10 protein-coding genes and 8 pseudogenes are annotated in these 24,784 nt (G+C 58.7%); 4 read left to right on the forward strand and 14 right to left on the reverse strand.

The features are described 5' to 3' along the window. The first annotated feature begins 165 nt into the window (after nt 1-165). The 3 genes and pseudogenes from asnS (at nt 166) to ABOC21_RS16140 (ending at nt 4,596) form a co-directional block, all read left to right on the forward strand. Nucleotides 166-1,566, forward strand: a complete 1,401-nt coding sequence (asnS, locus tag ABOC21_RS16130) for an asparagine--tRNA ligase (RefSeq protein WP_426815274.1) — start codon at nt 166-168, stop codon at nt 1,564-1,566. A 590-nt stretch (nt 1,567-2,156) separates the two neighbouring features. Further along, nucleotides 2,157-3,213 (forward strand): annotated as a pseudogene (gene ompF, locus ABOC21_RS16135) (porin OmpF). Between the two features lie 191 nt (nt 3,214-3,404). Continuing rightward, nucleotides 3,405-4,596: pseudogene (locus ABOC21_RS16140) on the forward strand (amino acid aminotransferase). Nucleotides 4,597-4,660: 64 nt separating this feature from the next. On the opposite strand, the gene ABOC21_RS16145 reads toward ABOC21_RS16140, so the two are convergent. The 7 genes and pseudogenes from ABOC21_RS16145 to cmoM all read right to left on the reverse strand — a co-directional run bounded on the left by ABOC21_RS16145 (nt 4,661) and on the right by cmoM (nt 15,407). Next, on the reverse strand, nt 4,661-5,308 hold the full coding sequence (locus ABOC21_RS16145) for an MBL fold metallo-hydrolase (RefSeq protein ID WP_426815275.1): 648 nt from the start codon (nt 5,306-5,308) through the stop codon (nt 4,661-4,663). Between the two features lie 13 nt (nt 5,309-5,321). Then, nucleotides 5,322-5,873 (reverse strand): YcbK family protein, encoded by a 552-nt coding sequence (locus ABOC21_RS16150; protein WP_045855436.1) that lies wholly within the window; start codon nt 5,871-5,873, stop codon nt 5,322-5,324. Nucleotides 5,874-6,177: 304 nt separating this feature from the next. Further along, nucleotides 6,178-7,969, reverse strand: a pseudogene (gene ldtD, locus ABOC21_RS16155) (L,D-transpeptidase). Nucleotides 7,970-8,153: 184 nt separating this feature from the next. Next, nucleotides 8,154-12,602, reverse strand: a complete 4,449-nt coding sequence (gene mukB, locus ABOC21_RS16160; RefSeq protein WP_426815276.1) for a chromosome partition protein MukB — start codon at nt 12,600-12,602, stop codon at nt 8,154-8,156. Continuing rightward, nucleotides 12,602-13,307: pseudogene (mukE, locus tag ABOC21_RS16165) on the reverse strand (chromosome partition protein MukE). The gene mukB and the pseudogene mukE overlap by 1 nt, the downstream one beginning before the upstream one ends. Further along, nucleotides 13,288-14,610 (reverse strand): chromosome partition protein MukF, encoded by a 1,323-nt coding sequence (mukF, locus tag ABOC21_RS16170; RefSeq protein ID WP_426815277.1) that lies wholly within the window; start codon nt 14,608-14,610, stop codon nt 13,288-13,290. The pseudogene mukE and the gene mukF overlap by 20 nt, the downstream one beginning before the upstream one ends. Further along, complete coding sequence (gene cmoM / locus ABOC21_RS16175; RefSeq protein ID WP_426815278.1) at nt 14,607-15,407, reverse strand: tRNA uridine 5-oxyacetic acid(34) methyltransferase CmoM; 801 nt, start codon at nt 15,405-15,407, stop codon at nt 14,607-14,609. Before cmoM ends, mukF begins: the two co-directional genes overlap by 4 nt. 120 nt (nt 15,408-15,527) lie before the next feature. Between cmoM and elyC the strand changes: the two genes are divergently transcribed. Then, nucleotides 15,528-16,307 carry an envelope biogenesis factor ElyC gene (gene elyC, locus ABOC21_RS16180; protein WP_426815279.1) on the forward strand — a complete coding sequence of 260 codons (780 nt, stop codon included), beginning with the start codon at nt 15,528-15,530 and terminating at the stop codon, nt 16,305-16,307. Here the strand turns inward: elyC and ABOC21_RS16185 are convergent. From ABOC21_RS16185 to ABOC21_RS16215, 7 genes and pseudogenes are all read right to left on the reverse strand, one after another. Next, nucleotides 16,284-17,177: a YcbJ family phosphotransferase gene (locus tag ABOC21_RS16185; RefSeq protein WP_426815280.1), complete on the reverse strand. Its 894-nt coding sequence runs from the start codon at nt 17,175-17,177 to the stop codon at nt 16,284-16,286. The two genes, elyC and ABOC21_RS16185, sit on opposite strands and share 24 nt — an antisense overlap. A gap of 141 nt (nt 17,178-17,318) precedes the next feature. Next, nucleotides 17,319-18,066, reverse strand: a pseudogene (kdsB, locus tag ABOC21_RS16190) (3-deoxy-manno-octulosonate cytidylyltransferase). Further along, on the reverse strand, nt 18,063-18,245 hold the full coding sequence (ycaR, locus tag ABOC21_RS16195) for a protein YcaR (RefSeq protein ID WP_426815281.1): 183 nt from the start codon (nt 18,243-18,245) through the stop codon (nt 18,063-18,065). Before ycaR ends, kdsB begins: the two are co-directional and overlap by 4 nt. Before the next feature lie 144 nt (nt 18,246-18,389). Beyond that, a pseudogene (locus ABOC21_RS16200) lies at nt 18,390-19,620 on the reverse strand (winged helix-turn-helix domain-containing protein). 57 nt (nt 19,621-19,677) lie between these two features. Then, nucleotides 19,678-20,658 (reverse strand): tetraacyldisaccharide 4'-kinase, encoded by a 981-nt coding sequence (gene lpxK / locus ABOC21_RS16205; RefSeq protein ID WP_426815282.1) that lies wholly within the window; start codon nt 20,656-20,658, stop codon nt 19,678-19,680. Then, nucleotides 20,655-22,404: pseudogene (gene msbA, locus ABOC21_RS16210) on the reverse strand (lipid A ABC transporter ATP-binding protein/permease MsbA). Before msbA ends, lpxK begins: the two are co-directional and overlap by 4 nt. Nucleotides 22,405-22,440: 36 nt before the next feature. Next, nucleotides 22,441-24,707 (reverse strand): annotated as a pseudogene (locus ABOC21_RS16215) (ComEC family protein). Nucleotides 24,708-24,784: the final 77 nt, after the last annotated feature.

Genomic DNA, 24,784 nt, shown 5'->3' on the forward strand with positions numbered 1-24,784 from the left:
CACCATAAGGAGCCGTTCTGGCTCCTTGTTCCTTATTTATTTCCGAAAACTCCCGCTCCCGGTGCGAAATCTGCTTGTCTGATGGAAGATGACAGGTAACATAGATATCCCCCGATTGCCGGGGGATACAGATATTTTTATTGGACTACGAATAGAGAGACTATTATGAGCGTTGTGCCTGTAGCCGACGTACTCCAGGGCCGTGTTGCGGTTGACAGCGAAGTCACCGTCCGCGGATGGGTACGTACCCGCCGAGATTCAAAAGCTGGCTTTTCCTTCCTGGCCGTCTATGACGGTTCCTGCTTTGATCCTCTACAGGCCGTCATTAGTAATTCTCTTCCCAATTACAATCAGGAAGTGCTGCGTCTGACCACCGGCTGCTCGGTCATCGTCACCGGTAAAGTCGTGGCCTCACAGGGCCAGGGCCAGAGCTTCGAAATTCAGGCCAGCAGCGTAGAAGTTACCGGCTGGGTCGAAGATCCCGATACCTACCCGATGGCCGCCAAGCGCCACAGCATCGAGTATCTGCGCGAAGTCGCCCACCTGCGTCCGCGCACCAACCTGATTGGCGCGGTTGCCCGCGTGCGTCATACCCTGGCGCAGGCGCTGCATCGCTTCTTTGACGAGCAGGGCTTCTTCTGGGTTTCTACCCCGCTGATCACCGCCTCGGATACCGAAGGCGCCGGCGAAATGTTCCGCGTCTCCACGCTGGATCTGGAAAACCTGCCGCGTAACGACCAGGGCAAAGTGGATTTCGATAAGGACTTCTTCGGCAAAGAGTCGTTCCTTACCGTATCCGGCCAGCTGAACGGCGAAACCTACGCCTGCGCGCTGTCGAAAATCTACACCTTCGGCCCAACCTTCCGGGCGGAAAACTCCAACACCAGCCGCCATCTGGCGGAATTCTGGATGCTGGAGCCGGAAGTGGCGTTCGCCAACCTGAACGATGTTGCGGGCCTGGCGGAAGCGATGCTGAAGTACGTCTTCAAGGCCGTACTGGAAGAGCGCGCGGATGACATGAAATTCTTCGCCGAGCGCGTGGATAAAGATGCGATCGATCGCCTTGAGCGTTTCGTCTCTGCCGATTTCGCCCAGGTTGATTATACCGACGCGGTAACGATCCTCGAAAACTGCGGTAAGCCGTTCGAAAACCCGGTTTACTGGGGCGTGGACCTCTCTTCCGAGCACGAGCGCTATCTGGCGGAAGAGCACTTCAAAGCGCCGGTGGTGGTCAAAAACTATCCGAAAGACATTAAGGCGTTTTACATGCGCCTTAACGAAGACGGGAAAACCGTCGCCGCAATGGACGTTCTGGCCCCTGGGATCGGTGAAATTATCGGCGGTTCCCAGCGTGAAGAGCGCCTGGACGTGCTCGACGCACGCATGGCGGAAATGGGTCTTAATAAAGAAGACTACTGGTGGTATCGCGACCTGCGTCGCTACGGCACCGTTCCGCACTCCGGCTTCGGGCTGGGCTTTGAGCGTCTGATTGCTTACGTAACCGGCGTTCAGAACGTTCGTGACGTCATTCCGTTCCCGCGTACTCCGCGCAGCGCAACGTTCTAAATATTATTCCCGCTTGTAAAAAGGGTCGGCGTAAGCTGGCCCTTTTTTATGTCAACTTTCGTTAACAAACATTAAGAAATTTAAACATCAAGCCTTTCGCGTCACATTTATGTTACTCACTATTTCGACACCTACCGAAACGAGAAAGCGCATCTTATGTTCATTCATGGGCGAAATGTCTGATTATTTTGCTCATTTTTTAACCACCAACCGCACAACATGCAAAGAAAAACGTTGCGTAAAAAAAAAGCAAAAACCAGCCACAAAATGCACAAATCGGTACTTATCTAAATTAATCATAATTAATTCATATAGATATATAAGGCACGGCGGTTTTATACGCAAAGTGGAACGGAATTTTGATTGAGTTCACAAAGTTCCTCAAAATTCACATTTTGTTACATACAGTTTCTAATTGTTACCCATATGCGACATTGGTAGCATTTTCCGGCTAGCGAAACGATGTCGCGGATGGAAAGATGCCTTCAGACACCAAACTATCATCAATGGTTCTGTAAATTTTCATTGACAGAATGTATTGGCGGCAGTGGCAAGTGTTCATATAAAAATACTAATGAGGGTAATAAATAATGATGAAGCGCAATATTCTGGCAGCGGTGATCCCTGCCCTGCTGGTAGCCGGCGCAGCAAATGCTGCAGAAATCTATAACAAAGACGGCAACAAACTCGATCTGTACGGGAAAACCGTAGGTCTGCACTATTTCTCTGACAACAAGGGTAATGACGGCGACCAGACCTATGCTCGTTTAGGTTTCAAAGGCGAAACTCAGATCAACGATCAGCTGACCGGTTTCGGCCAGTGGGAATATAACTTCCAGGGTAACAACACCGAAGGTAGCGACGCTCAGAGCGGTAACAAAACCCGTCTGGCTTATGCTGGTCTGAAATTCGGCGATGCAGGCTCCTTCAACTATGGTCGTAACTACGGCCTGGTTTATGACGCAATCGGCGTTACCGATATGCTGCCTGAGTTTGGCGGCGACACCGGCTCCAGCGATAACTTCTTCGCAGGTCGTACCGGTGGTCTCGCAACCTACCGTAACACCAACTTCTTTGGTCTGGTTGACGGCCTGAGCTTTGGCGTACAGTACCTGGGCAAAAACGAGCACGAAGACGCTTCCCGCTCTAACGGCGACGGCTGGGCAACCTCTCTGAGCTATGACATCGACGGCTTCGGCATTGTCGGCGCATACGGCGCAGCGGATCGTACCGATGCACAGCAGGCTCTGACTCGCGGTAAAGGCGATAAAGCTGAGCAGTGGGCAACCGGTCTGAAATATGACGCGAACAACATCTACCTGGCAGACTCTGTACGGTGAAACCCGCAATGCGACCCGCATTACTGACGGTTTTGCTAACAAGACTCAGGACTTCTCCGTCGTTGCGCAATATCAGTTCGATTTCGGCCTGCGTCCGTCCATCGCTTACTACAAATCTAAAGCGAAAAACGTCGAAGGTGTGGGTAACGAAGACTACATCAACTACATCGATGTCGGCGCAACCTACTACTTCAACAAAAACATGTCTACCTATGTCGATTATCAGATCAACCAGATCGATAGCGACAACAAACTGGGCGTGAATTCCGACGACACCGTCGCCGTGGGTATCGTTTACCAGTTCTAAGTTTTAATCACTACACCCCTTCGTGATATGCCTAAAAAGCAGGACTTCGGTCCTGCTTTTCTGCGTTACTAAGGCAAAGATCGTAACTTTGCAAAACCTTCGCGCTTTTTGTCGCAAACGGTTGGCAATTGGCCATTCTCCCGTTACCCTGATAGCGGAACTCCCTTCAGTAATCACAATGGAACCTCGTCATGTTTGAGAACATTACTGCCGCCCCTGCCGACCCTATTCTGGGCCTGGCCGATCTGTTTCGTGCCGATGACCGTCCTACAAAAATTAACCTCGGGATTGGCGTTTATAAAGATGAAACGGGTAAAACCCCGGTCCTGACCAGCGTGAAGAAAGCAGAGCAATATCTGCTGGAGAATGAGACCACCAAAAATTATCTGGGTATCGACGGTATTGCGGAATTTGGTCAATGCACGCAGGAGCTGCTGTTCGGTAAAGGAAGCGCTATCGTCAACGATAAGCGCGCGCGTACCGCCCAGACGCCTGGTGGCACCGGTGGCCTGCGCGTGGCCGCCGACTTCCTGGCCAAAAATACCGACGTTAAGCGCGTTTGGGTGAGCAATCCGAGCTGGCCGAACCACAAGAGCGTATTCAATTCCGCCGGCCTCGAGGTTCGCGAGTACACCTACTACGATGCGGCTAACCGCACTCTCGACTTTGCCGGCCTGCTGGCAAGCCTCAATGAGGCCCAGGCGGGCGACGTCGTTCTATTCCACGGCTGCTGCCATAACCCAACCGGTATCGATCCGACCCTGGAGCAGTGGCAGCAGCTGGCGCAACTCTCCGTTGCTAAGGGCTGGCTGCCGCTGTTCGACTTCGCCTATCAGGGCTTTGCCCGCGGCCTGGAAGAAGATGCTGAAGGCCTGCGCGCGTTTGCCGCGCTGCACAAAGAGTCTGCTGGTTGCCAGCTCCTACTCGAAGAACTTCGGCCTGTACAATGAGCGCGTGGGCGCCTGTACGCTGGTAGCGAGCGATAGCGACACCGTCGACCGCGCGTTCAGCCAGATGAAGTCGGTGATTCGCGCGAACTACTCCAACCCGCCGGCGCACGGCGCTGCCGTTGTGGCGACAATTCTCAGCAACGATGCGCTGCGCGCTATCTGGGAGCAGGAGCTGACCGACATGCGCCAGCGCATTCAGCGTATGCGCCTGCTGTTCGTGAATACCCTGCAGGAAAAAGGCGCTAACCGCGACTTCTCCTTCATCATTAAGCAAAACGGCATGTTCTCGTTTAGCGGCCTGACCAAAGAGCAGGTTCTGCGCCTGCGCGAAGAGTTCGCCGTTTACGCCGTGGCTTCCGGGCGCATTAACGTTGCCGGCATGACGCCGGACAATATGGCGCCGCTGTGTGAAGCGATCGTCGCCGTACTGTAACGCCGCAGTCGCCTAAAAAAGAAGGCCGCATCCGCGGCCTTCTTCTATTTAGCGTCCGGTATGGTTACCAGACCGGCATTTCATCCTGCAGGAAGGGATTATGCAAACGCTCATGACCCAGCGTTGACATCGGCCCGTGGCCGGGGATAAAGGTTACGTCATCGCCCAAAGGCAACAGCTTGCGTTTAATCGCCGCGATCAGCTGGCCGTGGTCGCCGCGCGGGAAGTCGCTGCGCCCGACGCCGCCTTTGAAGATAACGTCGCCGGAAACCAGCAGCCGCGACGCGTCGTCAAAGAAAACAACGTGTCCCGGCGTATGACCCGGGCAGTGCAGGACCTGCAGAGAAACGTTCCCCACGCTGACGACATCGCCTTCATTAAGCCAGCGGTCAGGACGCAGCGGCAGGCACTCATCCAGGCCGAACATACGGCTTTGCGCAGGGAGTCCTTCCAGCCAGAACTCATCTTCTTTTTCCGGCCCGATAATCGGCACGCCATAGTGTTGCGCCAGCTCGGCTGCCGCACCAACGTGGTCGAGATGACCGTGAGTGAGCAAAATCTGCATCAGGCTGACGCCTGCTGCCGTCACTTCCTGTTTGATTCGCTCTGCATCACCGCCGGGATCGACCAGCGCAGCAAGTCGGGTTTGTTCACACCAGATTAAAGAGCAGTTCTGGGAGAACGCGGTGACCGGAATAATACGATAGTTCATGACGCTCCTTTCGTTACCAGTGCCTTACCGGACCGGTATCAATATGCACAAAGTTGCTACGTGGGTAATATCCTACACCACCCGCGCCCATAGATAACGCCGCTTTGCGAACATTGCTCAACGAAATGCCTTCAATGTGAAAATCCATAGCCTGGCCTTTGGTGTGGTAGCTATGTTTAGCTACACCGCGGCTTCGTGCACGTAGCTCATCGTTGGTATCGAGGGAACGATAGCCGGAGATCAGCTGGACAGGCTTATTGGTGCCAAGTAATCCCTGCAGGCGATAAAGATGATCGAATAAACTCGGGTCGATGGACTTTATTTTATTCGCGCGGAAATCACGGAAAAAATGGTTAAGTCTTGCTAATTCATCCTGAATATAGCCTCTGCCATCGAAGAACTCCGCTTTGAGTGATTCACCAGTATGCAGGTTATTCAGCGTCAAAATACGCGGTCGGGGGGTCGAGAGGGTGGCAAATGCCGGCGCAGGCAAAATGGCAGCGGCACCTAGCGCAGCGCCACCCAGCGCCAGCAGTTTGCGGCGATTAGCGTCAAATTTGTCCATGATAATCAGGTCTACAAGTAAATGAATCGAAATATACACGCCATCCTTCAAGCTGCCTCTTTATTGGCGATGTCTATTCCCCCGCGCGCTTACTAAAGCCAGCGTCAGGAGGTTCCCGGACTCATCACCTCAATGCAGTTTTAATGGTGTTGTGTAATATGCACTTCTGGCGCACGAAAGGCACCTTACCGGGCATTATTGCCAACGTCAAGGCGGCCTAACCCCAGAGAAAACGGGCCCTGTAGACGAACAGCGCCTGTTTTCATCCAGAGTTAGGACAACGAGATCCGTTGAACTACTTCATTTACCTGATTAATTGTTCAGCTTTTGCCAGAATTTGTGCGCCAGATCGCGCGGTGAGATCGTAATTGTAAATATCTGTTCTATATTGTGTCCGTCCATCAGCGCCAACAAACGCGGTGAGATAATAAAGATTCACCGGGATATTGTTGCGGATATTCACATAGCGGGTATCGCCCTGCTTAAGCGCGGCGGAAATTCGCGTATCGTTCCAGCCCGCGTCCTGCAGCAGCATATTCGCCAGTTCGGAGGCCTTATTCACACGCACGCAGCCGGAGCTCAGCGCCCGTACGTCTTTCTGGAACAGATTGTGGTTCGGCGTATCGTGCAGATAGATAGCGTCCGAACTCGGCATGTTGAACTTGTAGCGCCCCAGCGAGTTGCGCGCGCCCGGAGCCTGCTGGAAACGGAACGGCAGATTGTTCTCGGTGATGGTTGACCAGTCGACGCGATAAGGATCGATCGCCTCTTTACTGTTCCAGCCGCGCATCAGGGTATAGCCATGCTGTTCAAGATAGCCCGGATCGTTACGCACCTTCGGCAGGATATCTTTACGCGCCAGCGTCGGCGGCACGTTCCACGGCGGATTGACCACCACGTTATTCAGCGCGCTGCTCATCATCGGCGTTTTACGGTCCGGACGACCGACGATCACCCGCGATGCCAGCACCTGGCTACCGTCCTGGTAATAAACCAGCGAAAAGGCCGGAATATTCACCATAATGCCGGTCGACAGATTGCCCGGCAGCAGGCGCAGGCGCTGAATATTGAGCGCCAGAACGCCGGCGCGCTGCGCCGCCGAGACGTTCAGCCCGTCGCGCGTGGATTGGCCGATCACGCCGTCCGCCCCCAGCCCCTGCCAGGCCTGAAAGCGTTTTACGCCCTCAACCAGCTGGCGATCGTAAATGCCGCGCGTGGCCGGTTTGCCTTTCTTGCCCGCCGATGGGCTGACAACGTCGCCCGGGAGGGTAATTTTCGCCGAATCATCCAGCATGCCGGTACGCTGTAATATCTCGCGCAGCGCGCCGATATCATTGCTCCACTCCCCCGGACGCAGCGACGCGCTGCCGGTCATCTGCGGCCACGGGCGCGAATCGGCTACCAGCTGCAGCAGCGCCTGATGCATAGCCTCATACTGCGGATGACGCGGCGTGAGGCCGGCAATAAACTGCGGCAGAGAGCCGTTATCCAGCGCCAGCTGCCACTGATTAATAACCGATAGCGGCGGCGTGGCCATGACGTAGGGTATAGTTCCGTACAACCAGCGGTTACCCTGAATCGGAATACCGCTAATAAAATGCAGGTAGCCCATCATGGCGTCGGACAGCACGATATCGCGCGCCATACCGCTCACCGCGGGATCGGTCAGCAGGCTCACCCAGGTGGTGAACTGCGGCTGGAAACCGGCGATGGCGACTTCGGCCAGTCTGCTGCTGAAACGCCTGTACCGCCTCACGGCTATCCCACATCGGCTTCATATCCCTGGCCGCGTACAGCGAGACCAGCGGATTCATAAAGACGGGCTTATAGTCCGCCGGAAGCAGCGCTTCAATCTCAGCCCGGCTTTTCGCCGCGACGTCGGCCGCCAGCGGCTGCTCGCCGGCCATTTTCGCCACCGCGGCGGACTGACCGTTAGTTTGCATCAGCGCCGACGAGGGCTCTCCCAGCGTTGCGGAGCTGTCCGTCGGTACGACTTCAGGCTCTTCGGCCTGGACATTAAACAGTGGAGCAAATGCAAAAGCCAGGCTCAAGCTCAGCGCTGACAATTGACGACCATACCGTTTTTTTAGCAACATCCCTTGCCCCCTGTTAACACATTGCTCCCCACAAAATGGGGCTTATTCACAGTATATAAAGGCGGTAACGCTTTTGCCTTACCAAATGTAAAGAAGTTTAAAGATTATCCAACCTTACCATACCAGATTAGATAACAAAAAGGGCAACACATTGTTGCCCTTTTATTCGCTAATTTAACCGCCGCTAAGAGGCGTCAGCCGTGCCCGGCAGCGTAGCCGGCAGCTGGGCCGCAAAGCCGCGCAGGCCAACCACGTGCACGTGTTCATGGTTATTGAACACCTTACGCACCAGCTTATAGGTGGTACCTTTTTCCGGGCTGATATTTTCCGGGGCGGCGATAATCAACTGCATTTCCAGACGTTCGCACAGTTCAAACAGGGTGGCGATAGAGCGGGCATCCAGACGCGCCGCTTCGTCGAGGAACAGCAGACGACACGGCGACAGGTCTTTACCGCGCAGGCGGCGGGACTCGTCTTCCCAGCTCTGCACGACCATCACCAGAATCGACATCCCGGTCCCGATCGCTTCCCCGGTAGACAGCGCGCCGGACTCCGCGCGCAGCCAGCCGTCGGAGCCGCGGTTAACTTCCACTTCCATCTCCAGATAGTTGCGGTAGTCCAGCAGCTCTTCGCCGATGGTTTGCGGGGTACGCTGGCCCATATCAATCTGCGGATTGAGGCGCTGATAGAGCTTCGCCAGCGCTTCCGAGAAGGTCAGGCGATTGCTGTTGAACAGATCCTGATGCTGCTCGTGCTGTTCAGACAGCACGTCAAGCAGCGTCGAGTGGGTCTCCCGCACGTTGACGTTCAGACGCACGCTGTTGACCTGACCAAAGGAGACGCTCTGCAGACCCTGGTTGAGCATGCGGATACGGTTCTGCTCGCGCTGGATGGTCTTGCGGATGATATTGGCCACGCTGCGGGAGCTGATCGCCAGCTTCTGCTCGCGGTTGGTCAGTTCTTCGGTCAGACGGCTGAGCTCGATCTCCATCTGCTCAATCGCCTCGACCGGATCGTCGGTGCGGATAATATCCTGACGGATACGCTCGCGCAGATGCTGGTAGACGGCGACGAAGAACTGAATTTTGCGCTCAGGGCGCTTCGGATCCTCAGAGATGCGCAGCACGTCGCGCAGGTGTTCGTTATCGGAGACCGCCAGGCGTAGCGCGCCGAGCGCTTTATCCGACATCGAGCGCAGCTCATCGGCCGAGAGATAGGCCAGCTCGCGGCGGTGCAGGCGGCGCTCAACGCCGTTGTCTTTCACCAGCCGCATCACCGCGCACCAGCCGGCTTTGGCGCTGACCACCTGCTCGCGCATCTCGCAGTAGTCGCGCTCAAGCTTGCGCAGCTTACGCGTCAGGTTGTCCATCTCCGCTTCGCAGAAGGTCAGGGCTTTTTCCAGTTGATTGCGCCGCGAGCGGTTATTGCTCAGCCGCGTATGCAGCTCATCACGACGCACGCGGGCGCGCTCTTCCGCCCCGCTATCGGCGCGCACGCCGATATCCTGCAGCTCTTTATACAGATCGCCCAGCAGCTCTTTTTTGGTGTCATACGAGCTCTTCAGCGAGGCCAGAACCTGGTTGTACTGGTTCAGCTGCGCGGTATGCGTACGCATGGCGTCGCGGGCCCGGCTGCGTTCGCTCTCCGCCTGCTCCAGACGCTGGCGCAGTTTTTCGTTGAGATCGCTGTTGCCGCTGAGCATCTCTGCGGAGTCAGAGTAGCTAAAGTGGGCGCGACGCTGCACCACTTCGCTGAGCGCAAACGCCTGCTGGCGCGCTTCACGCTGGGTTTGCTGCGAGTAAGCGTAATCTTCTTTCAGCTGTTCGAACTGCTGCGGATCGCTCTGCAGCACCGAGAGCATCGGTTCCAGCTTCGCCAGCTGGCCGCCGTGCTGCTGGATAAAGCGGGCCGCTTCCTCGGCTTCGTCGAGGCGCTCCTGAATCTCGTCAACGCGATCGGCCAGCGTATCGTCCGCCAACAGGCTAAGGCGCGGCAGCAGGCGGTTAAGCGCGGAAACGCCCTCTTTCGCCTGCTCGTACTGCGCCCGGTTCTGCTGGTTGTCGCTCTCATGGGCGTTAAGCGCCCGCTCCAGCTCGCCGCGGCGGCCGTTCAGCTTACGGATCTCTTCTTCCGGATCGTCCTCAAAGGCCACCGCCAGGTGGCTACCGATAAAGCGGCTGAAGGCCTGGTGCTGACGCTGGGTCTTCTGCACGTCGAACGACAGGGTGGCGAAACGCTCGGAGAGATCCTCCCGCTCGGCGTGCAGGCTTTCAATACGGCTTTCGCGGGCGGCGCGGCCAAACAGCGGCAGCGTCGGGAAGCGCGAGTAGCGCCACTGCCGATCGGCAACCTTGACGACCACCGCTTTTTCCAGCTCGTCAACGCTAAATACGCTGTCATCGAACGACTGCGGATCGCCTTCGATCAGGTAGAGATCTTCCGGGCAATCTTCCAGCCCTTCAAGCTGCCCGGTGAGCTGCGACAGGTCGGGAACCACGATGGCGTGGCGCGACGGGCCGTACAGCGCGGAGAAGTACGGCGCATCGTCAAGGCTGACGTCGTCATAAATTTCCGACAACAGCACGCCGCCAAAACGCTCCGCCAGGGCATTCAGCCGCGGATCTTCCGAGCCGCCCGGCTGGCTAAGACGCTCAATCTCGTCATCGATGGCCCGCTTGCGCGCGCCGACTTCGTCGCGCTCAACGATCGCCTCGCGTTCGCGCTCCAGCAGCTGCTGGAGATATTCGGTGACGTCCTGGCTTGATTCAAACTGCTCGCCGCTCTGCTCGCAGAGCTGGCTGAGGCTGTTCTGCGCCGCCAGCCAGATTGGCGCCCGACGCAGCAGCGTCTGGGTGCGGGACTGCAGCTGCTCCAGCTCCTGACGCAGCGTCATTCGCTGTTCGCCGGCGGAGGAGACGCTGTCCGACAAGGAGGCGATCCGCGCCTCCAGCTCCTCGTGCAGCGTTTCCAGGCGGTCAATATCGTAACGCTTGCCCTGGCGCTTGCAGAATTCGTTCAGCTGGCGTTCAGCCTCCTGCTGCTCGCGCAGGCGCTGCTCCAGCTCGTTCAGGCGGCTGCGCAGCCCCGGAGCCTGCTCGGCGTGGTGGCGCTGGTTAACGCCGTCGCGCAGCAGCTCGCGCGCCACGCTCCAGGCTTCATCACGCGCCAGCGGGCCGTTGATGGCCGCCACCAGCTGGAAAGCCTGCTCGAACTGACCGTGCGCGGTTTGCGCCACGCTCATTTTTTGTTCCAGCGACAGCATTTTCTCCGTCGCTTCCTGCTCCTTCGCCTGGAACGTTTCCAGCCACTCGCCGGCGCTATCCGCAGTCAGATCCGGCAGATGGCACAGCGCCTTCGCGCGCTCCAGCGCCTGTAGCGCCTGGTTGTACTGAATCGCGCGGGTCTGTTGCACGTCCAGTGCCTGCTGGTAGTCGGCAAGCTGGCTTTTCAGCTCATCCACTTCCAGCTCGGCCGCCTCGGCGCGGGCCTCGTTCTCTTCCTGCAGGTCGGTCGCTTCCGCCACCACTTCGTTCTGCTCTTCAAGACGGATCTGCAGCTCATCGAGATCCGCTTCGTAGCGCTCGATTTTTTCCTGTTGGCGAAGCGCGGTTTGCACCAGGTTCAGATGATCGCTGGCGGCCTGATAGTCGGCTTCAAGATCGCCTTCCGCGCCGCTATGCTCCTGCAGTTCGCGGGCCATATCGACGTGCTTATACTGCTCGGCCGCCAGCTGCGCGCGGGAGGTGAACAGATCGCGGCGATACTCCAGCGCTTTATCCAGGTGGACGCGGCGCTCGTTGGCGTGACGCATATAGTCCGCCGCCACGTAGTTGGTGGCCTCGCTGATCAGATGCTTAAACAGATCGCGGTCGGACTGGGTGACACGAATCGCCTCCAGGGTCATGCGGTTTTCACGCAGCGCGGCTTCCATATCCTGGAACGCCTTGCGCACGCCGCTGTTTTCCGGCAGCAGGTAGTCGCGCAGCGAGCGGGTAATGGTGTTGGAGATCCCGCCGTACAGCGAGGCTTCGATCAGACGATAGTATTTACTGCGGTCAGAGGCCGAGCGCAGACGGCGGGCGACCACGCCCAGGTCGAACATCAGCGAGTGGTAGTCGGTGATCGAGTTGAACTGCCTGAACTGCACCCCTTCTATCTCTTCAAGTTTATCTTTCAGCTCGTTGAGGCTCAGGACGCGCGCCTGACGCTCGTTAAGGGTTTCCGTTAGCAGCTGCGTCGGCTGAATAGCGGTCGGCAGGCCCTGAATGGCAAACGGCTTGATATCGACTTTGCGGTCGCGACCGGCAATCTGCTGCAGGCGTACGCCCACCACCACGCGCTGGTGGTGGGAGTTAATCACGTCCAGCACCGAATAACACACCCCGGCGCGCAGCTTGCCGTGCAGGCCCTTATCGCGCGAGCCGCTGGTGGCGCCCGCTTCGGTGGTGTTACGGAAGTGCAGCAGGGTCAGGTCCGGGATCAGGGCCGTGACGAAGGCCGCCATGGTGGTTGATTTCCCGGCGCCGTTGCCCCCTGACAGCGTGGTAACCAGTTCATCCAGATCAAAAGTACGGGCAAAAAAGCCGTTCCAGTTAACCAGCGTTAGCGAGCGAAATTTACCGCGTTCAATCATTACTCTTCCTCCCCGCTATCCGGCTGATTCTCTTCATTCTCATCATTGAGCTGCAGGTGATTCTCCAGCGCCATCGCTTCGCCGTCGCGGATCAGGCGCTTCTGCGCCTCGCGCGGATCGTCGCCGGCGCGGACGTCGGCGCCGAAGCGGAACACCGATTCGGTAATGCGGAATTTGCTGCTGTCATGGCCCATAAACCACACCATGCCGAGACGGCGCAGGCGGTTAAGCGACGCGCGCATCTTTTCCTGCAGCTTCTGCCTGTCGAGGTCCGAACCGGTGGAGCGGTTATTCACCAGCTTCAGCAGTTTGGCTTCGTCCGCCAGGGTCAGCAGCTCGTCGTAGAGCCTCCTGCTGGGTGAAGATCCCCTCATTCGCCAGACGCTCCGGGCTAAGGTAGAGGTAGCAAAGAATTTTGCCGACCATCATATCCAGCTCTGACAGCACCGAGCGCGGAATCAGCGTGGTGGAGCGCGGGCGCAGGTAGAAGAACCCCTCCGGCGCGCGAATCAGCTCAACGTTATAGCGAGCGTAAAACTCTTCCAGGTAATCCTGAAAATCCATCAAAAATGCGTGATTATCCAGTTCGTCCAGGCCGATATGGCGGCCCGCACGCAGGGCGCTATCCAGCGCCGGAAATAACGGATTGCCCAACGCCTGCGCCAGCTTAACCGGCATCACTTGTTCAATATTTGTCGATGACATGCGCCTGTACCTTGGCTCCGTAATCATTAATCGGCTGCCATTGTGCCGGCAGTCCGGTGAAATCAGCTTGCGCTACGCCCAGGCGTACCGCCTGATCGACGACGATTCTCGCCACGTCGAAGTGCCGCGCGCGCGGATACTGCGCCAGATACTCGCGCACGACCAGGCCTAGATCCAGCGGCAGCCCTTTGTCTTTATAAATAACCAGCTGCGCTTCAATGAGGGCCGCCAGCTGTTCACGAATTTCATTAAACTCTTCGTATTCCAGATCCTCAGGGAGCTCCCCGGTGACCTCTTCATCGAGCAGCGCCATCTCTTCATCGCGCATATCGAGCAGGCGATCGGCGCTGGCGTGAGTCAAGGCCCAGGGCGCATCGAAGTAGGTCTGCACCGACTGGCGCAGGCGCTGGGCAAATACGCGGTTTTTATCCATATCAATGGCGGTACGGATAAATTTATGCACGTGGCGGTCGTAGCCGATCCACAGGTCGATGGCCTGCTGGCCCCAGCTCACGATGCGGTCGAGCTTGCTTTGCAGATCGAACACCAGGCGATCGACGAAATGCAGGTCGTCCCGCGTGATAGTCGCGTCCTGGATCCGCAGCAGGTTAGCCTGCAGCTTATCGCCCGCCGCGTCCAGCGTATCCTGCAGTTCGCGCAAAGTCCCGGAGGTTTCCGAAAGCAGCAGCTCGCAGCTGGAGATCGCCGCCCGCCAGTCTTTGTTCAGCAGCTGGGCGATGTCGTCCTTCACCAGCTGCTGCTGTTCATCCATGATTCTCTGGGTCAGATCGATGCTGTCAAAAATTTCCGCCACCGAATATTTCAGCGGCGCAAAGACGTTACGATGCCAGTGAAACTCATCCCCGCCCTCTTCCGCAGAGTCGGCGGCGCGCTTGAGCTCGCTGGCGACGATCGATAGCTGCATCGACAGGCGCAGGGTGGAGAACTCGCGCTGGCGAATATAGTAGTCGGTAATCCCAATACCTAACGGCGTCAGGCGATAAATGGCATTGCCTTCCGTGAGTTCGCTGGTAAAGCGGTTCAGCAGACGCTGGCGCACCATATCGTTAATCGCGTTATTAGCGCGCTGGCTGATGGTTTCGCTGGTCTGCTCAAACGCATCACTGACGTGGCGGAACGCGTCCACCAGTTCTCCCTCGGTCATTTCCCCTTCAAGCCGCTCGCCGTTCAGCGTGGCAACCGCCAGCAGAAAAGAGAGTCTGTCGACCGGCAGCGAAATAGAAAAATCATTTTTTCTGGCCCAGGCAACCAGTTCGGGGACTGTCTGGGAAAATTCACTCATACTTTATCCTTGCATCGGCAGCTCTGAGCCTGGTTCTTAATCGCGGTGACGTGAATATAGCGACCCAGGCTGATATACGGCTCCTGGCGACAGTAGCGCGTCTCCAGCTCCAGCAGCGCCGCAAAATTGTCGCGCTGTCTGCGTTTTTCACGCAGATAGTCATGAAACACCCGCACGCCGGTTTTGCCGGTAATTTGCCAACCCTGCTCTTCCAGCCAGCCGTACACCTGCTCCGGGGAGCGCGGATAGTCCGGCGATAGCGTGCGTTTTTTCTTTTTTGGCATCCCAATCTGCACGTAATCGAAGTTTCCGACAACCATGTTGTGCATCAGCAGACCGTTAGCATTGTAGAACATTAGCGACAGCCCGCCGCCGGGACGCAGCACCGACCACAGAGCCCGCAGCATCTCTTGAGGCTCGGCCACCCACTCCAGCACCGCATGAAACAGTACCAGATCGACCGGGCTTTCCAAATGCTGCGCAATATCCTGAGCCGCGCATTGTACAAAATGCATGTTGTCGATCACACCTTTATCGACAGCCGCCTGCCGGGCGCGAGCCACCATCCCGGCAGAAAGATCGCACAGCGTGACGTGATGACCCATCTGCGCGACCTTTATTGCCGTTTGCCCCTCGCCGCCGCCGGCGTCGAGAACGCGCAGCGGCCCTGGGCCCAGCCGCTCCAGCAGCGGCTGCAGATCCTGCCAGAGGATGGCCTGACGCAGTTCGCCCTTGGTGGTGCCGTATATATTGCGCGAAAACTTTTCGGCAATGTCATCGAAATTGCGATCCTGCACGGGCGACTCCACAAACCAACACAAAGCCGCTATTTTGTCATACCCGCGCTGAGAGTGAAGCGATCTGTTATAAGATCGGGGCATAAGTTTGGTTATATGGTTAAAAAGGACCCATCTGGCATGCTTTTTACGCTGAAAAAGTATCTGGGCGGCATGATGCTGCCCCTTCCCCTGCTGCTGATGCTGATCGCTTTCGGCATCGCGCTGCTGTGGTTTAGCCGTTGGCAAAAAACCGGCAAGGCCTGCGTCAGCATCGGCTGGCTGCTGCTGGCCCTGCTCAGCCTGCAGCCGGTGGCCGACGGTTTACTTAAACCGATAGAAGAGACCTATCCGACATGGCGCGGCGCAGAGCGCGTTCAGTACGTGGTGGTGCTCGGCGGCGGATATACGTGGAATCCGGCGTGGGCCCCCAGTTCGAACCTGATTAACAACAGCCTGCCGCGGCTGGCCGAAGGGATCCGCCTGTGGCAGGAAAACCCGGGATCGAAGATGATCTTTACCGGCGCTGCGGCGAAAACCAACCCGGTCAGCACGGCGGAGGCCGGCGCCCGCGTGGCGCAAAGCCTTGGCGTACCGCGCAGCGAGATTATCGTTCTCGATAGCCCAAAAGATACCGAAGAGGAAGCCGCGGCGGTGAAGCAAACGATCGGCGATGCGCCTTTCCTGCTGGTCACCTCCGCGTCGCATCTGCCGCGGGCGATGATCTTCTTCCGCCACGCCGGACTCAATCCGCTACCGGCGCCGGCCAACCAGCTGGCGATCGAATCGCCGTTAAATCCGTGGGAGCGCGCGATCCCGTCCCCCTTCTGGCTGATGCACAGCGATCGCGTCGGCTATGAAACCCTCGGGCGCATCTGGCAGTGGCTAAAAGGCGCGTCAGGCGAGCCAGGGCAGGAGTGATTTGGCGGCTAAATCAAAGCGGGCGCGATCGAAGCGCCCGGTATTGACCAGGCTGTCGACCTCGTCCCACAGCAGATAGAGCCAGCGCCGCCAGAGGAAGGATTCCGCTACCGGCGCGCGGTGCAGATAGTGCCACAGCAGCTGCTCCGCCTGCCCGCCGTCGCAGAGGCGGAAAAGCTCATATTCACGCGGCGCCCACAGCATCATCCCCGGCCCCACCATGGCCAGCAGCTGGTCGCTACGCGCGTCCTTCAGCATGCTGCGCAGCGTGAAGCTGCCGTGCACCAGTACACAGTTGTCGTTGAAACTTTTAAATAATTCGCCAAGGCACTCTCGCGAACGGAAGAGGATCCGCTTGTCCTGCATCGTCAGGCCGGTATCCTGATAGAGGTTAAGCGTTCCCCATAGCACCTCCACCCGCTGACGATACCAGTTTGGCCACAGGTTTTCCTGCGTACTATCAACTACCCCGACGCAGCCGCCGCTATCCTGTCGGTGCCACGACAGCAGCGCTTCGACGATCTGCTCCTGCAGCTGCTCCCAGCGCTGCGGGGTGCGGGTCGGGGCTTCGACGGAGACGCCGCGCAGCCGCTCGATCAGCAGGACATCCGGCCCGGGATGCTCTTCATGCGTCATAACGCCGTACACCACCGGCATACGCACGGAGCCGCTGCGGGCCAGCGTCGATATCTTCCACGCCAGCTGGCGCGCGATGCCGGGCGTGGTGAAGCTTCTCGCCAGCAACGGCAGCGGATTTCCCTGCGCATCGTAGAGCGCCCACAGCGCCGTCAAGGGCTTCTCGCTAACGCACTCTACCCGGCTGAGCTTCTCCCCCAGCAGGTGGCTCAGCTCGGTTCGCAACTGTTCCATTTGAATTACCCTCATGAATACTACTGGCTTCATCATGAGCGCCGGTCGCGAGGTTGTCATCGGGTGAGATCAAAAATTACGGCAAAAAGTATGGAAAAATAGCCTGAGGATATCCCCTCCTGATGGAGGGGATCGGGGGAGTTAACGCAGCTCGGCGCGAACGCGCTCCAGATCTTCCGGCGTATCGACGCCGGTGCCCGGGACAACCTCAGCCACCGCGACATGGATTTTTTCGCCGTACCACAGCACGCGCAGCTGCTCGAGCATTTCGATCTGCTCCAGCGGGCTCGGCGCCCAGCTCGACATAGCGGCGAATAAAGCCGGCGCGATAGCCGTAGATGCCGATATGGCGCAGCAGCGAATCGCCGATGGCGTCGCGGGAGTGCGCAAAGCGATCGCGATCCCAGGGAATCGTGGCGCGGGAGAAGTAGAGGGCGTAGCCTTCGGCATCCATCACCACCTTCACCGCATTCGGATTAAACGCCTCTTCGGCGTCGTGGATCGGCACCGCCAGCGTCGCCATCCCGCCGGTGCTGGAGGCCAGATTCTCGGCCACCTGACGCACGATCGCCGGCGGGATCATCGGCTCGTCGCCCTGAATATTGACGATAATCGTCTCATCGCTGAAGGCGCACTTTTCGACAACTTCCGCCAGGCGTTCGGTACCGGATTGATGGTCAGCGCGCGTCATGCACACTTCGCCGCCGGCGGCTTCAACCGCGCGCGCCACCTCCTGATGGTCGGTGGCGACGATAATACGTTCGGCCCCGGACTCGCGCGCGCGCTCAAGCACGTGGACGATCATCGGTTTGCCGTTGATATCCTGCAGCGGCTTGCCGGGCAAACGCGTAGAGGCAAAGCGCGCAGGAATGATGACCACAAAACTCATGAGTGGCTCTCTCCAACGGCTAGCGAGCGGGCTTCGGTTTCCAGCAATACGGGAATTCCGTCGCGCAGAGGAAAAGCCAGGCTGTCAATTTTGCAGACCAGCTCTTGCTTATCCTGGCTGTAATACAGCTTACCGTTACAAACAGGACAGGCGATAATTTCAAGTAAACGGTGATCCATGTTTCCTCCTGATGGACCGAATAGATTCCGCAGCAGCATAGCACAGGATACCTGACACCGGGATCCGTTTGCGCTCGCGGCCAGGGAGGTGAAAACCCGCCGACGTGCCGCGTTTGGCGACGCAAGCGGGCGGATATCGGACGCTCAGATAGCGCCGAGCTGCCAGCCCTGTCGGCGGTCGGCAAAGAGCGCCTCCGGCAGGAGGCCGAAGCTCACCCGCTCGGCCTCCTGCCAGCGGGCAAAATCGTTAATGGCCCGCTGCAGGCCGCTCTCCAGACCGGAGGTCACCTTGACGCCCTCCTCCAGCCATAGCGAGAAAATTTCCAGCACCCCGGTTTTGCGATGCATTTTGCTGTCCATTCGCCCCACCAGCCTGCCCTGATGCAGCAGCGGCAGCACAAAATAGCCATACTGGCGCTTTGGCGCCGGCGTATAGCACTCGAGGCGATAGCTAAAATTAAACAGCTGCTCGGCGCGCTTGCGGTCCCAGACCACAGGGTCAAACGGCGACAGCACCGCGCTATGGCTCGCCGCAAGCTTACCGCCCGGCGCCGCTTCCAGCTGCTGCAGGGCCTCCCGGTGCAGCCACATATCACCCAGTTCCTCGACGTTCACCGCCGTCACCAGCCCCTCTTCCTGCCAGCTGGCCAGCAGGCCGGCGAGCGCCGGTTGCCGCAGGCGGTAATAGTCGGCCAGCCACTGCGGGCGAAAAATACCCAGGCTGCGGGCGCTATTGCGCAGCATCAGCTCTTCAGCCTGCGCCTGCGACAGCGCATCGCGCTCATCATCCCAGTGCGGCATCACCCGCTGCGTCAGGTCATACACCCGCTGAAAGTTGCGCCGTTCCACGACCATCACTTTACCGGCGGTAAACAGCCCCTCCAGATGACGCTTGTGCGGCTTCCACTCCCACCAGCCGCTGGCACCCTTACGCGGATGGCTAAAATCAGCCGAGCGTACCGGGCCATTTTGCGCGATGTGCTCCAGCAGCAGACTGAATATCATCCGCATGCTCCGTCATCCACCCTTGATGATATTTCCAGCCCATATTATCCGGCGTCAGCATGCGGTGGCGCACCAGCGAGAAATCGCTGCGCGGTAAAAAGCAGGCCTCATGGGCCCAATACTCCATGAGTTCCCCCACGCGCAGCGCCTCATCCAGCCAGCTTTGCGGATAGCCGCCGAGGCGGCTGAAAAGCACCAGGTAAGGGCTGCGGGCGACAACGTTGATGGTATCAATTTGCAGCAGCGACATCTGGCGGATAGCCTGCAGAATATCGGCCGAGCGGGCGCGGCGGCGGGGCTTTTTCAGCAGGCCCTGCGCCGCGAGGTGAAGATGGCGGGCTTCTTTAAGCGAAAGCGATAGTACCGACATGCAGGTTCTCCGTTAAGGATCCCAATACAGCGGCACCGAAGGCTGGCGTGGCGAAAACTAACGTTGCGCCAGCGTCACCAGATCCGTAAGCAGCCGCTGTGCGCGTTCATCCGTCATTATGGCGTCGACGGGCAGATACCACCAGCCGGCTTCGGCAAACGCCCGACATTTCACCGCGTCTTTCTCGGTCATCAGCAGCGTCTGCCCGGCACTCACCAGCGCGGCAACGTCGGCCCGGGTGAGGGCCTGATGATCGGCCAGCGCCACGGTTTTTACCGGCCGCAAGCCGCAGCTTTCGAGAGTGGCAAAAAAGCGCGGCGGATGGCCGATCCCGGCCATCGCCACGACGTTATTAAAGCTCGCCACGTCACGCCGTTCGCCGTTTAGCAGATTTACCGCCTGCCCGGGACGCAGCTGCATGGCTATCTCTCCCGGCCGCGCGACGCCGCCGTTAACGATGATGGCGTCGACGCTGCGCAGGCGTGAGGCGCGTTCGCGCATCGGCCCGGCCGGCAGCCACCAGCCGTTGCCAAAGCGGCGTACGCCGTCAATCACCACAATTTCTTTATCGCGCGCCAGCGCGTAGTGCTGCAGGCCATCGTCGGTGACGATAAGCTGCAGGTCGTGGGCGGCCAGCAGCGCCTTCACCGCATCGCTGCGTCGGGGGGAGACCGCCACCGGCGCGCCGGTGCGTTGGTAAATCAGCACCGGCTCGTCGCCGGCTTCCGCGGTGGCGGTGGAGCTGTTGAGCACCAGCGGATAGCTCGCCGCCTTGCCGCCGTAGCCGCGGGAAACCACGCCAACGCGGATCCCGCGCTGCTGCAGCTGCTCCACCAGCCAGATGACAACCGGCGTCTTGCCGTTACCGCCGGCGGTAAGATTTCCGACCACCACCACCGGGACCGGCGCCCGCCAGGCCTTGTTCAGCCCCAGCCGATAGCTGAGCCGAATCAGGCCGCTCACCAGGCCGTAAAGCCAGGAGAGCGGAAGCAGCAGCCGCCATAAAGGCGACTCACCGGACCAGATGCGCGCGATCATTGGCCAAATTGCATTTTATGCAGCTGAGCGTAGACGCCGCGATGTTCCAGCAGGTCAGCGTGGCTGCCGCGTTCAACGATGCGTCCGTCTTCAACAACCACGATTTCATCCGCCTGCTCAATGGTCGACAGACGGTGGGCGATAACCAGCGAGGTGCGGTTTTTCTGCAGCTCGTCCAGCGCCGCCTGGATGGCGCGTTCAGATTCGGTATCCAGCGCCGACGTTGCCTCATCGAGGATCAGAATCGGGCTGTTACGCAGCAGCGCGCGCGCGATGGCGATACGCTGACGCTGACCGCCGGAAAGCAGCACGCCGTTCTCACCGATGACGGTATCGAGGCCGTTATCCATTTTGCTGATAAAGTCCATGGCGTAGGCCATCCGCGCCGCCTCTTCGATCTGCTGACGGCTGTACTCTTCGTTGCGCGCGTAGGCAATGTTGTTGGCTACGGTATCGTTGAACAGGTGCACGTTTTGCGAAACGAGGGCGACCTGATCGCGCAGCGAGGCCAGGGTGTACTCCCGCAGATCGTGACCGTCGAGCAGAATCTGGCCTTCATCGATATCATAAAAGCGCGTGATCAGGCTCGCGATTGTCGATTTACCCGATCCCGAACGACCCACCAGAGCAACGGTTTTACCTTGCGGAATATTCAGGCTGATATCACGCAGCGCCGGCGTTTCACGGCCAGGGTAGGTAAAGGTGACGTTCTTGAACTCAAGGCTCCCCTTCGCGCGCTCGATGACCAGCGTGCCTTCGTCTTTTTCCTGCCCGGAATCAAGAATAGCAAACAGCGTCTGGCAGGCGGCCATCCCGCGCTGGAACTGCGCGTTGACGTTGGTGAGCGACTTCAGCGGACGCATCAGGGCGATCATAGAGGAGAAGACCACGGTAATCGTACCGGCGGTCAGCGTTTCCATGACGCTTGGGAAGCTGGCGGCGTACAGCACAAACGCCAGCGCCAGGGAGGCGATCAGCTGAATGATAGGGTCAGAAATCGACGATGCGGAGACCATTTTCATCCCCTGCAGACGCATTTTGTTGCTGACTTTATCGAAACGCTTGGTTTCCACGGCCTGGCCGCCAAACATCAGCACCTCTTTATGCCCTTTGAGCATCTGTTCCGCGCTGGTGGTCACCTGGCCCATGGTGTTCTGCATATTCTTGCTGATATTACGAAAACGCTTCGATACCACGCGGATCGCCACGGAGACGATCGGCGCCAGCACGATCAGAATCAGCGACAGACTGCCAGCTGTAGTAGAACATCATGATAAACAGGCCGATGATCGACGCGCCTTCGCGCACAACGGTAATCAGCGCGCTGGATGAGGACGACGCAACCTGTTCGGAATCATAGGTAATACGCGACAGCAGCGTCCCGGTGGACTGCTTATCGAAGAAGGAGACCGGCATCCCCATCATGTGGCTGAATAAACGGCGTCGCATGGTCATCACCACCTTGCCGGAAACCCACGAGATACAGTAGCTCGAAATATAGCTAGTGACGCCGCGCAGCAGCATCAGCCCAATCACCACCAGCGGCATCCATAGCAGCACTGAGCGATCCGTTTTACCAAAACCATCATCCAGTAACGGTTTAAGAAGCGATAGCATGAAGGTATCACTAGCGGCGTTAAAGACTAACGCAACTGCCGCGACGATCAGTCCGGTTTTAAATGGCGCAATAAGCGGCCAGAGGCGGCGGAAGGTCTGCCACGTGGAGAGATCTTTATCATTCTGCATTCAGTAAACCAGCTTATGTTGAAATAGCCGCATATTCTACCCGTTATCCTCGGTCTCGCCAAACCACTGATGGTACCAACGAGGTAAAAGTTGATCTCGTAAGCTAAGGATTTGCCAGCCGTCTGCGGAAAAAATAGCCGTAATTTGCCCCTGATGGGGCGTGTCGAACCAGCGGTAACCCTGCTGTCGGTAGCGCTGGATCACCTTATCCGAGGGCATACGCCATGCATTATAGCGGGATACCGACGCCAGCGCCGCCTCGCCGCCGGTGCGCTGCAGCAGCGCAACGGTCGAAGAGGTATTGCTGCCATGATGTGGAACCTGGATAAGCGTGGACGCCAGATGCTGCCAGTAGCGGCTCAGCATTGCCTGCTCTGCTACCGCTTCGATATCGCCGGTGAGCAAAATGCTGCGCTGGCCGTCATCGATGCGCACCACGCAGGAGCGATTATTGCCGATCGCCGTCGCCCCCGGCAGCGGCCAAAGCGCGCGAAAGGTTAAGCCACGCCACTGCCAGCGCTCTCCTCTGCGGCATGCCTGATGCCCCGCCCATCCCAGAGGGCTGCGTATCCAGGCCGCGGGCCAGACTTTGCGTATCGAATTCAGGCCGCCGCGGTGGTCAAGATGCTCATGGCTCAAAATAATCCCTTCCACCCGCAGATGATGCCAGCGTAGCCAGGGAATGATAATCGAGCTGGCCGCTGTCGCCCTCGGGCCAGGCCAGACCGGTATCATAGAGGATCGCCGCCCCCTGCCGTTCGATGACCATCGCCAGCCCCTGCCCGACGTCCAGCATCGTTACCCGCCACTCCGCCTTCGCCACCGGTCGCCAGAAGGGCCAGCTCAGCAGCACCATACTGCAAAGGCACAGCGCCGGAAGCGAGCGCCAGGCGTGAAAGCGCCAGACCAGCAGCAGCAGCCAGGGCAGCGCGCTGACGCCCGTCCAGCGAGAATCCAGCGGCAGCCAGCCCTGCGGTAGCGCGCGCAGGAACCAGAACAGCGCCGCCAGCAGACGATCTGCCGATAGCCATAACGCCATCTCCACCGCCTCAGGCCCGCAGAGATGCAGCAGCATCGCCGCCAGAATCAGCGGGACGATAGCAAAAGTGACCAGCGGCACGGCAACCAGGTTCGCCAGCCACGAGGTCAGGCTGATACCGTGAAAGATAACAATCTGCATCGGCAACAGCAGCAGCATCAGCCCAAACTGCAGGTGGCTTAACCCCAGTAGCTGGCGCAGCAGCCAGCCCCGAGAGGTCCGGGGCAGCGGCGCCAGCTGGTACCAAAAAATGAGCGTCGCTACGGCAAATACCGAGAGCCACAGGCTGTCGGATAACACGGCCAGCGGATCGGCAAACAGAATGGCGCCCACGCAGCATATCCCTATCTGCCATGACGACCAGCGCCTGCCGGATAATCGCAGCCCGCAGCCGACGGCGAGTGCGACGCAGGTTCGCAGCGCGGGTGGCTGCATGCCGGTAAGCCAGGCATAAAACAGCGCGCAGGCCAGGCCAATCAGCAGCGGCAGTCTGCCAGACAATCCAGCGGCAGGGGAAGAAGAACTGTACCCCGCGAGTCAGTAGCCCGCCCAGTATGGCGCCCAGCGCAATGTGCAAACCGGAGATGGCCATGAGATGAGCGGTCCCCGTTTCCTGCATCAGGACCTTGATTTCTTTCGGCACCACCAGCCGCTCTCCCATCCCTAACCCTAATATCACCGACCGCCACGGCAGCCTGTCCAGGGTACGGGTCAACGTACGCAGATAGGCCGCACGTCGGCTGCAGCGCAGGTCGAGGGGCTCTGCGGAGGTGAAGCGCCCGGTCACGGGGCGATATTGCGCCAGGGCAAAACGCTGGCTGTCAAAACCACCATCGTTAAGCTGGCCGTGTACCGGCCGAATATGGACGGTCATCATCCAGCGCTGGCCTGCGCACGGCGGTTCGGGAAGCGCCTGACCATAAAGCGCGATCCCCGGTGCCGGAAATAGCCGTCGCCCGTCCACCCGGATGATATTCCCCTGATGGCGGGTTCCCTCGTCCGTCGCCGTCAGCTCAATTTCAATCCGCCGGGGGCTGCCGGGTAAGGCGTGCGTCGGCCAGAGTACCTGATGAGCGCTCAGCACGCCCCAGAGGAAAAAAAGCAGCATCAGCGCCACGAAGTGTAGGGGCCGCCAGCGCAATAGCGACGCGGCAAGCGCCAGCCCCATAAGCCACCACACCGTAGACAGCCCGGGCAGTCGCGCTAACAGTAGCAGCGGCAGGATCCCGACAATCGCACAACCAGCAAGCTGTGGTAAACGCATGCCAACCTCCCTGTTTCAGGAAAGTATCGCGTCGGACTGGCAGGCCGTCATCCAGCAACGCGGCGGCTTGGGTTCCG

Origin of the sequence: Klebsiella sp. WOUb02 (assembly GCF_050058015.1) — a bacterium.
Lineage (GTDB): Bacteria > Pseudomonadota > Gammaproteobacteria > Enterobacterales > Enterobacteriaceae > Klebsiella.

Bases quoted from the DNA above. Each gene is read 5' to 3' on its own strand.
- asnS (WP_426815274.1), top strand. From the start codon at position 166: ATGAGCGTTGTGCCTGTAGCCGACGTACTCCAGGGCCGTGTTGCGGTT.
- ABOC21_RS16145 (WP_426815275.1), bottom strand. From the start codon at position 5,308: ATGAACTATCGTATTATTCCGGTCACCGCGTTCTCCCAGAACTGCTCT.
- ABOC21_RS16150 (WP_045855436.1), bottom strand. From the start codon at position 5,873: ATGGACAAATTTGACGCTAATCGCCGCAAACTGCTGGCGCTGGGTGGC.
- mukB (WP_426815276.1), bottom strand. From the start codon at position 12,602: ATGATTGAACGCGGTAAATTTCGCTCGCTAACGCTGGTTAACTGGAAC.
- mukF (WP_426815277.1), bottom strand. From the start codon at position 14,610: ATGAGTGAATTTTCCCAGACAGTCCCCGAACTGGTTGCCTGGGCCAGA.
- elyC (WP_426815279.1), top strand. From the start codon at position 15,528: ATGCTTTTTACGCTGAAAAAGTATCTGGGCGGCATGATGCTGCCCCTT.
- ABOC21_RS16185 (WP_426815280.1), bottom strand. From the start codon at position 17,177: ATGGAACAGTTGCGAACCGAGCTGAGCCACCTGCTGGGGGAGAAGCTC.
- ycaR (WP_426815281.1), bottom strand. From the start codon at position 18,245: ATGGATCACCGTTTACTTGAAATTATCGCCTGTCCTGTTTGTAACGGT.
- lpxK (WP_426815282.1), bottom strand. From the start codon at position 20,658: ATGATCGCGCGCATCTGGTCCGGTGAGTCGCCTTTATGGCGGCTGCTG.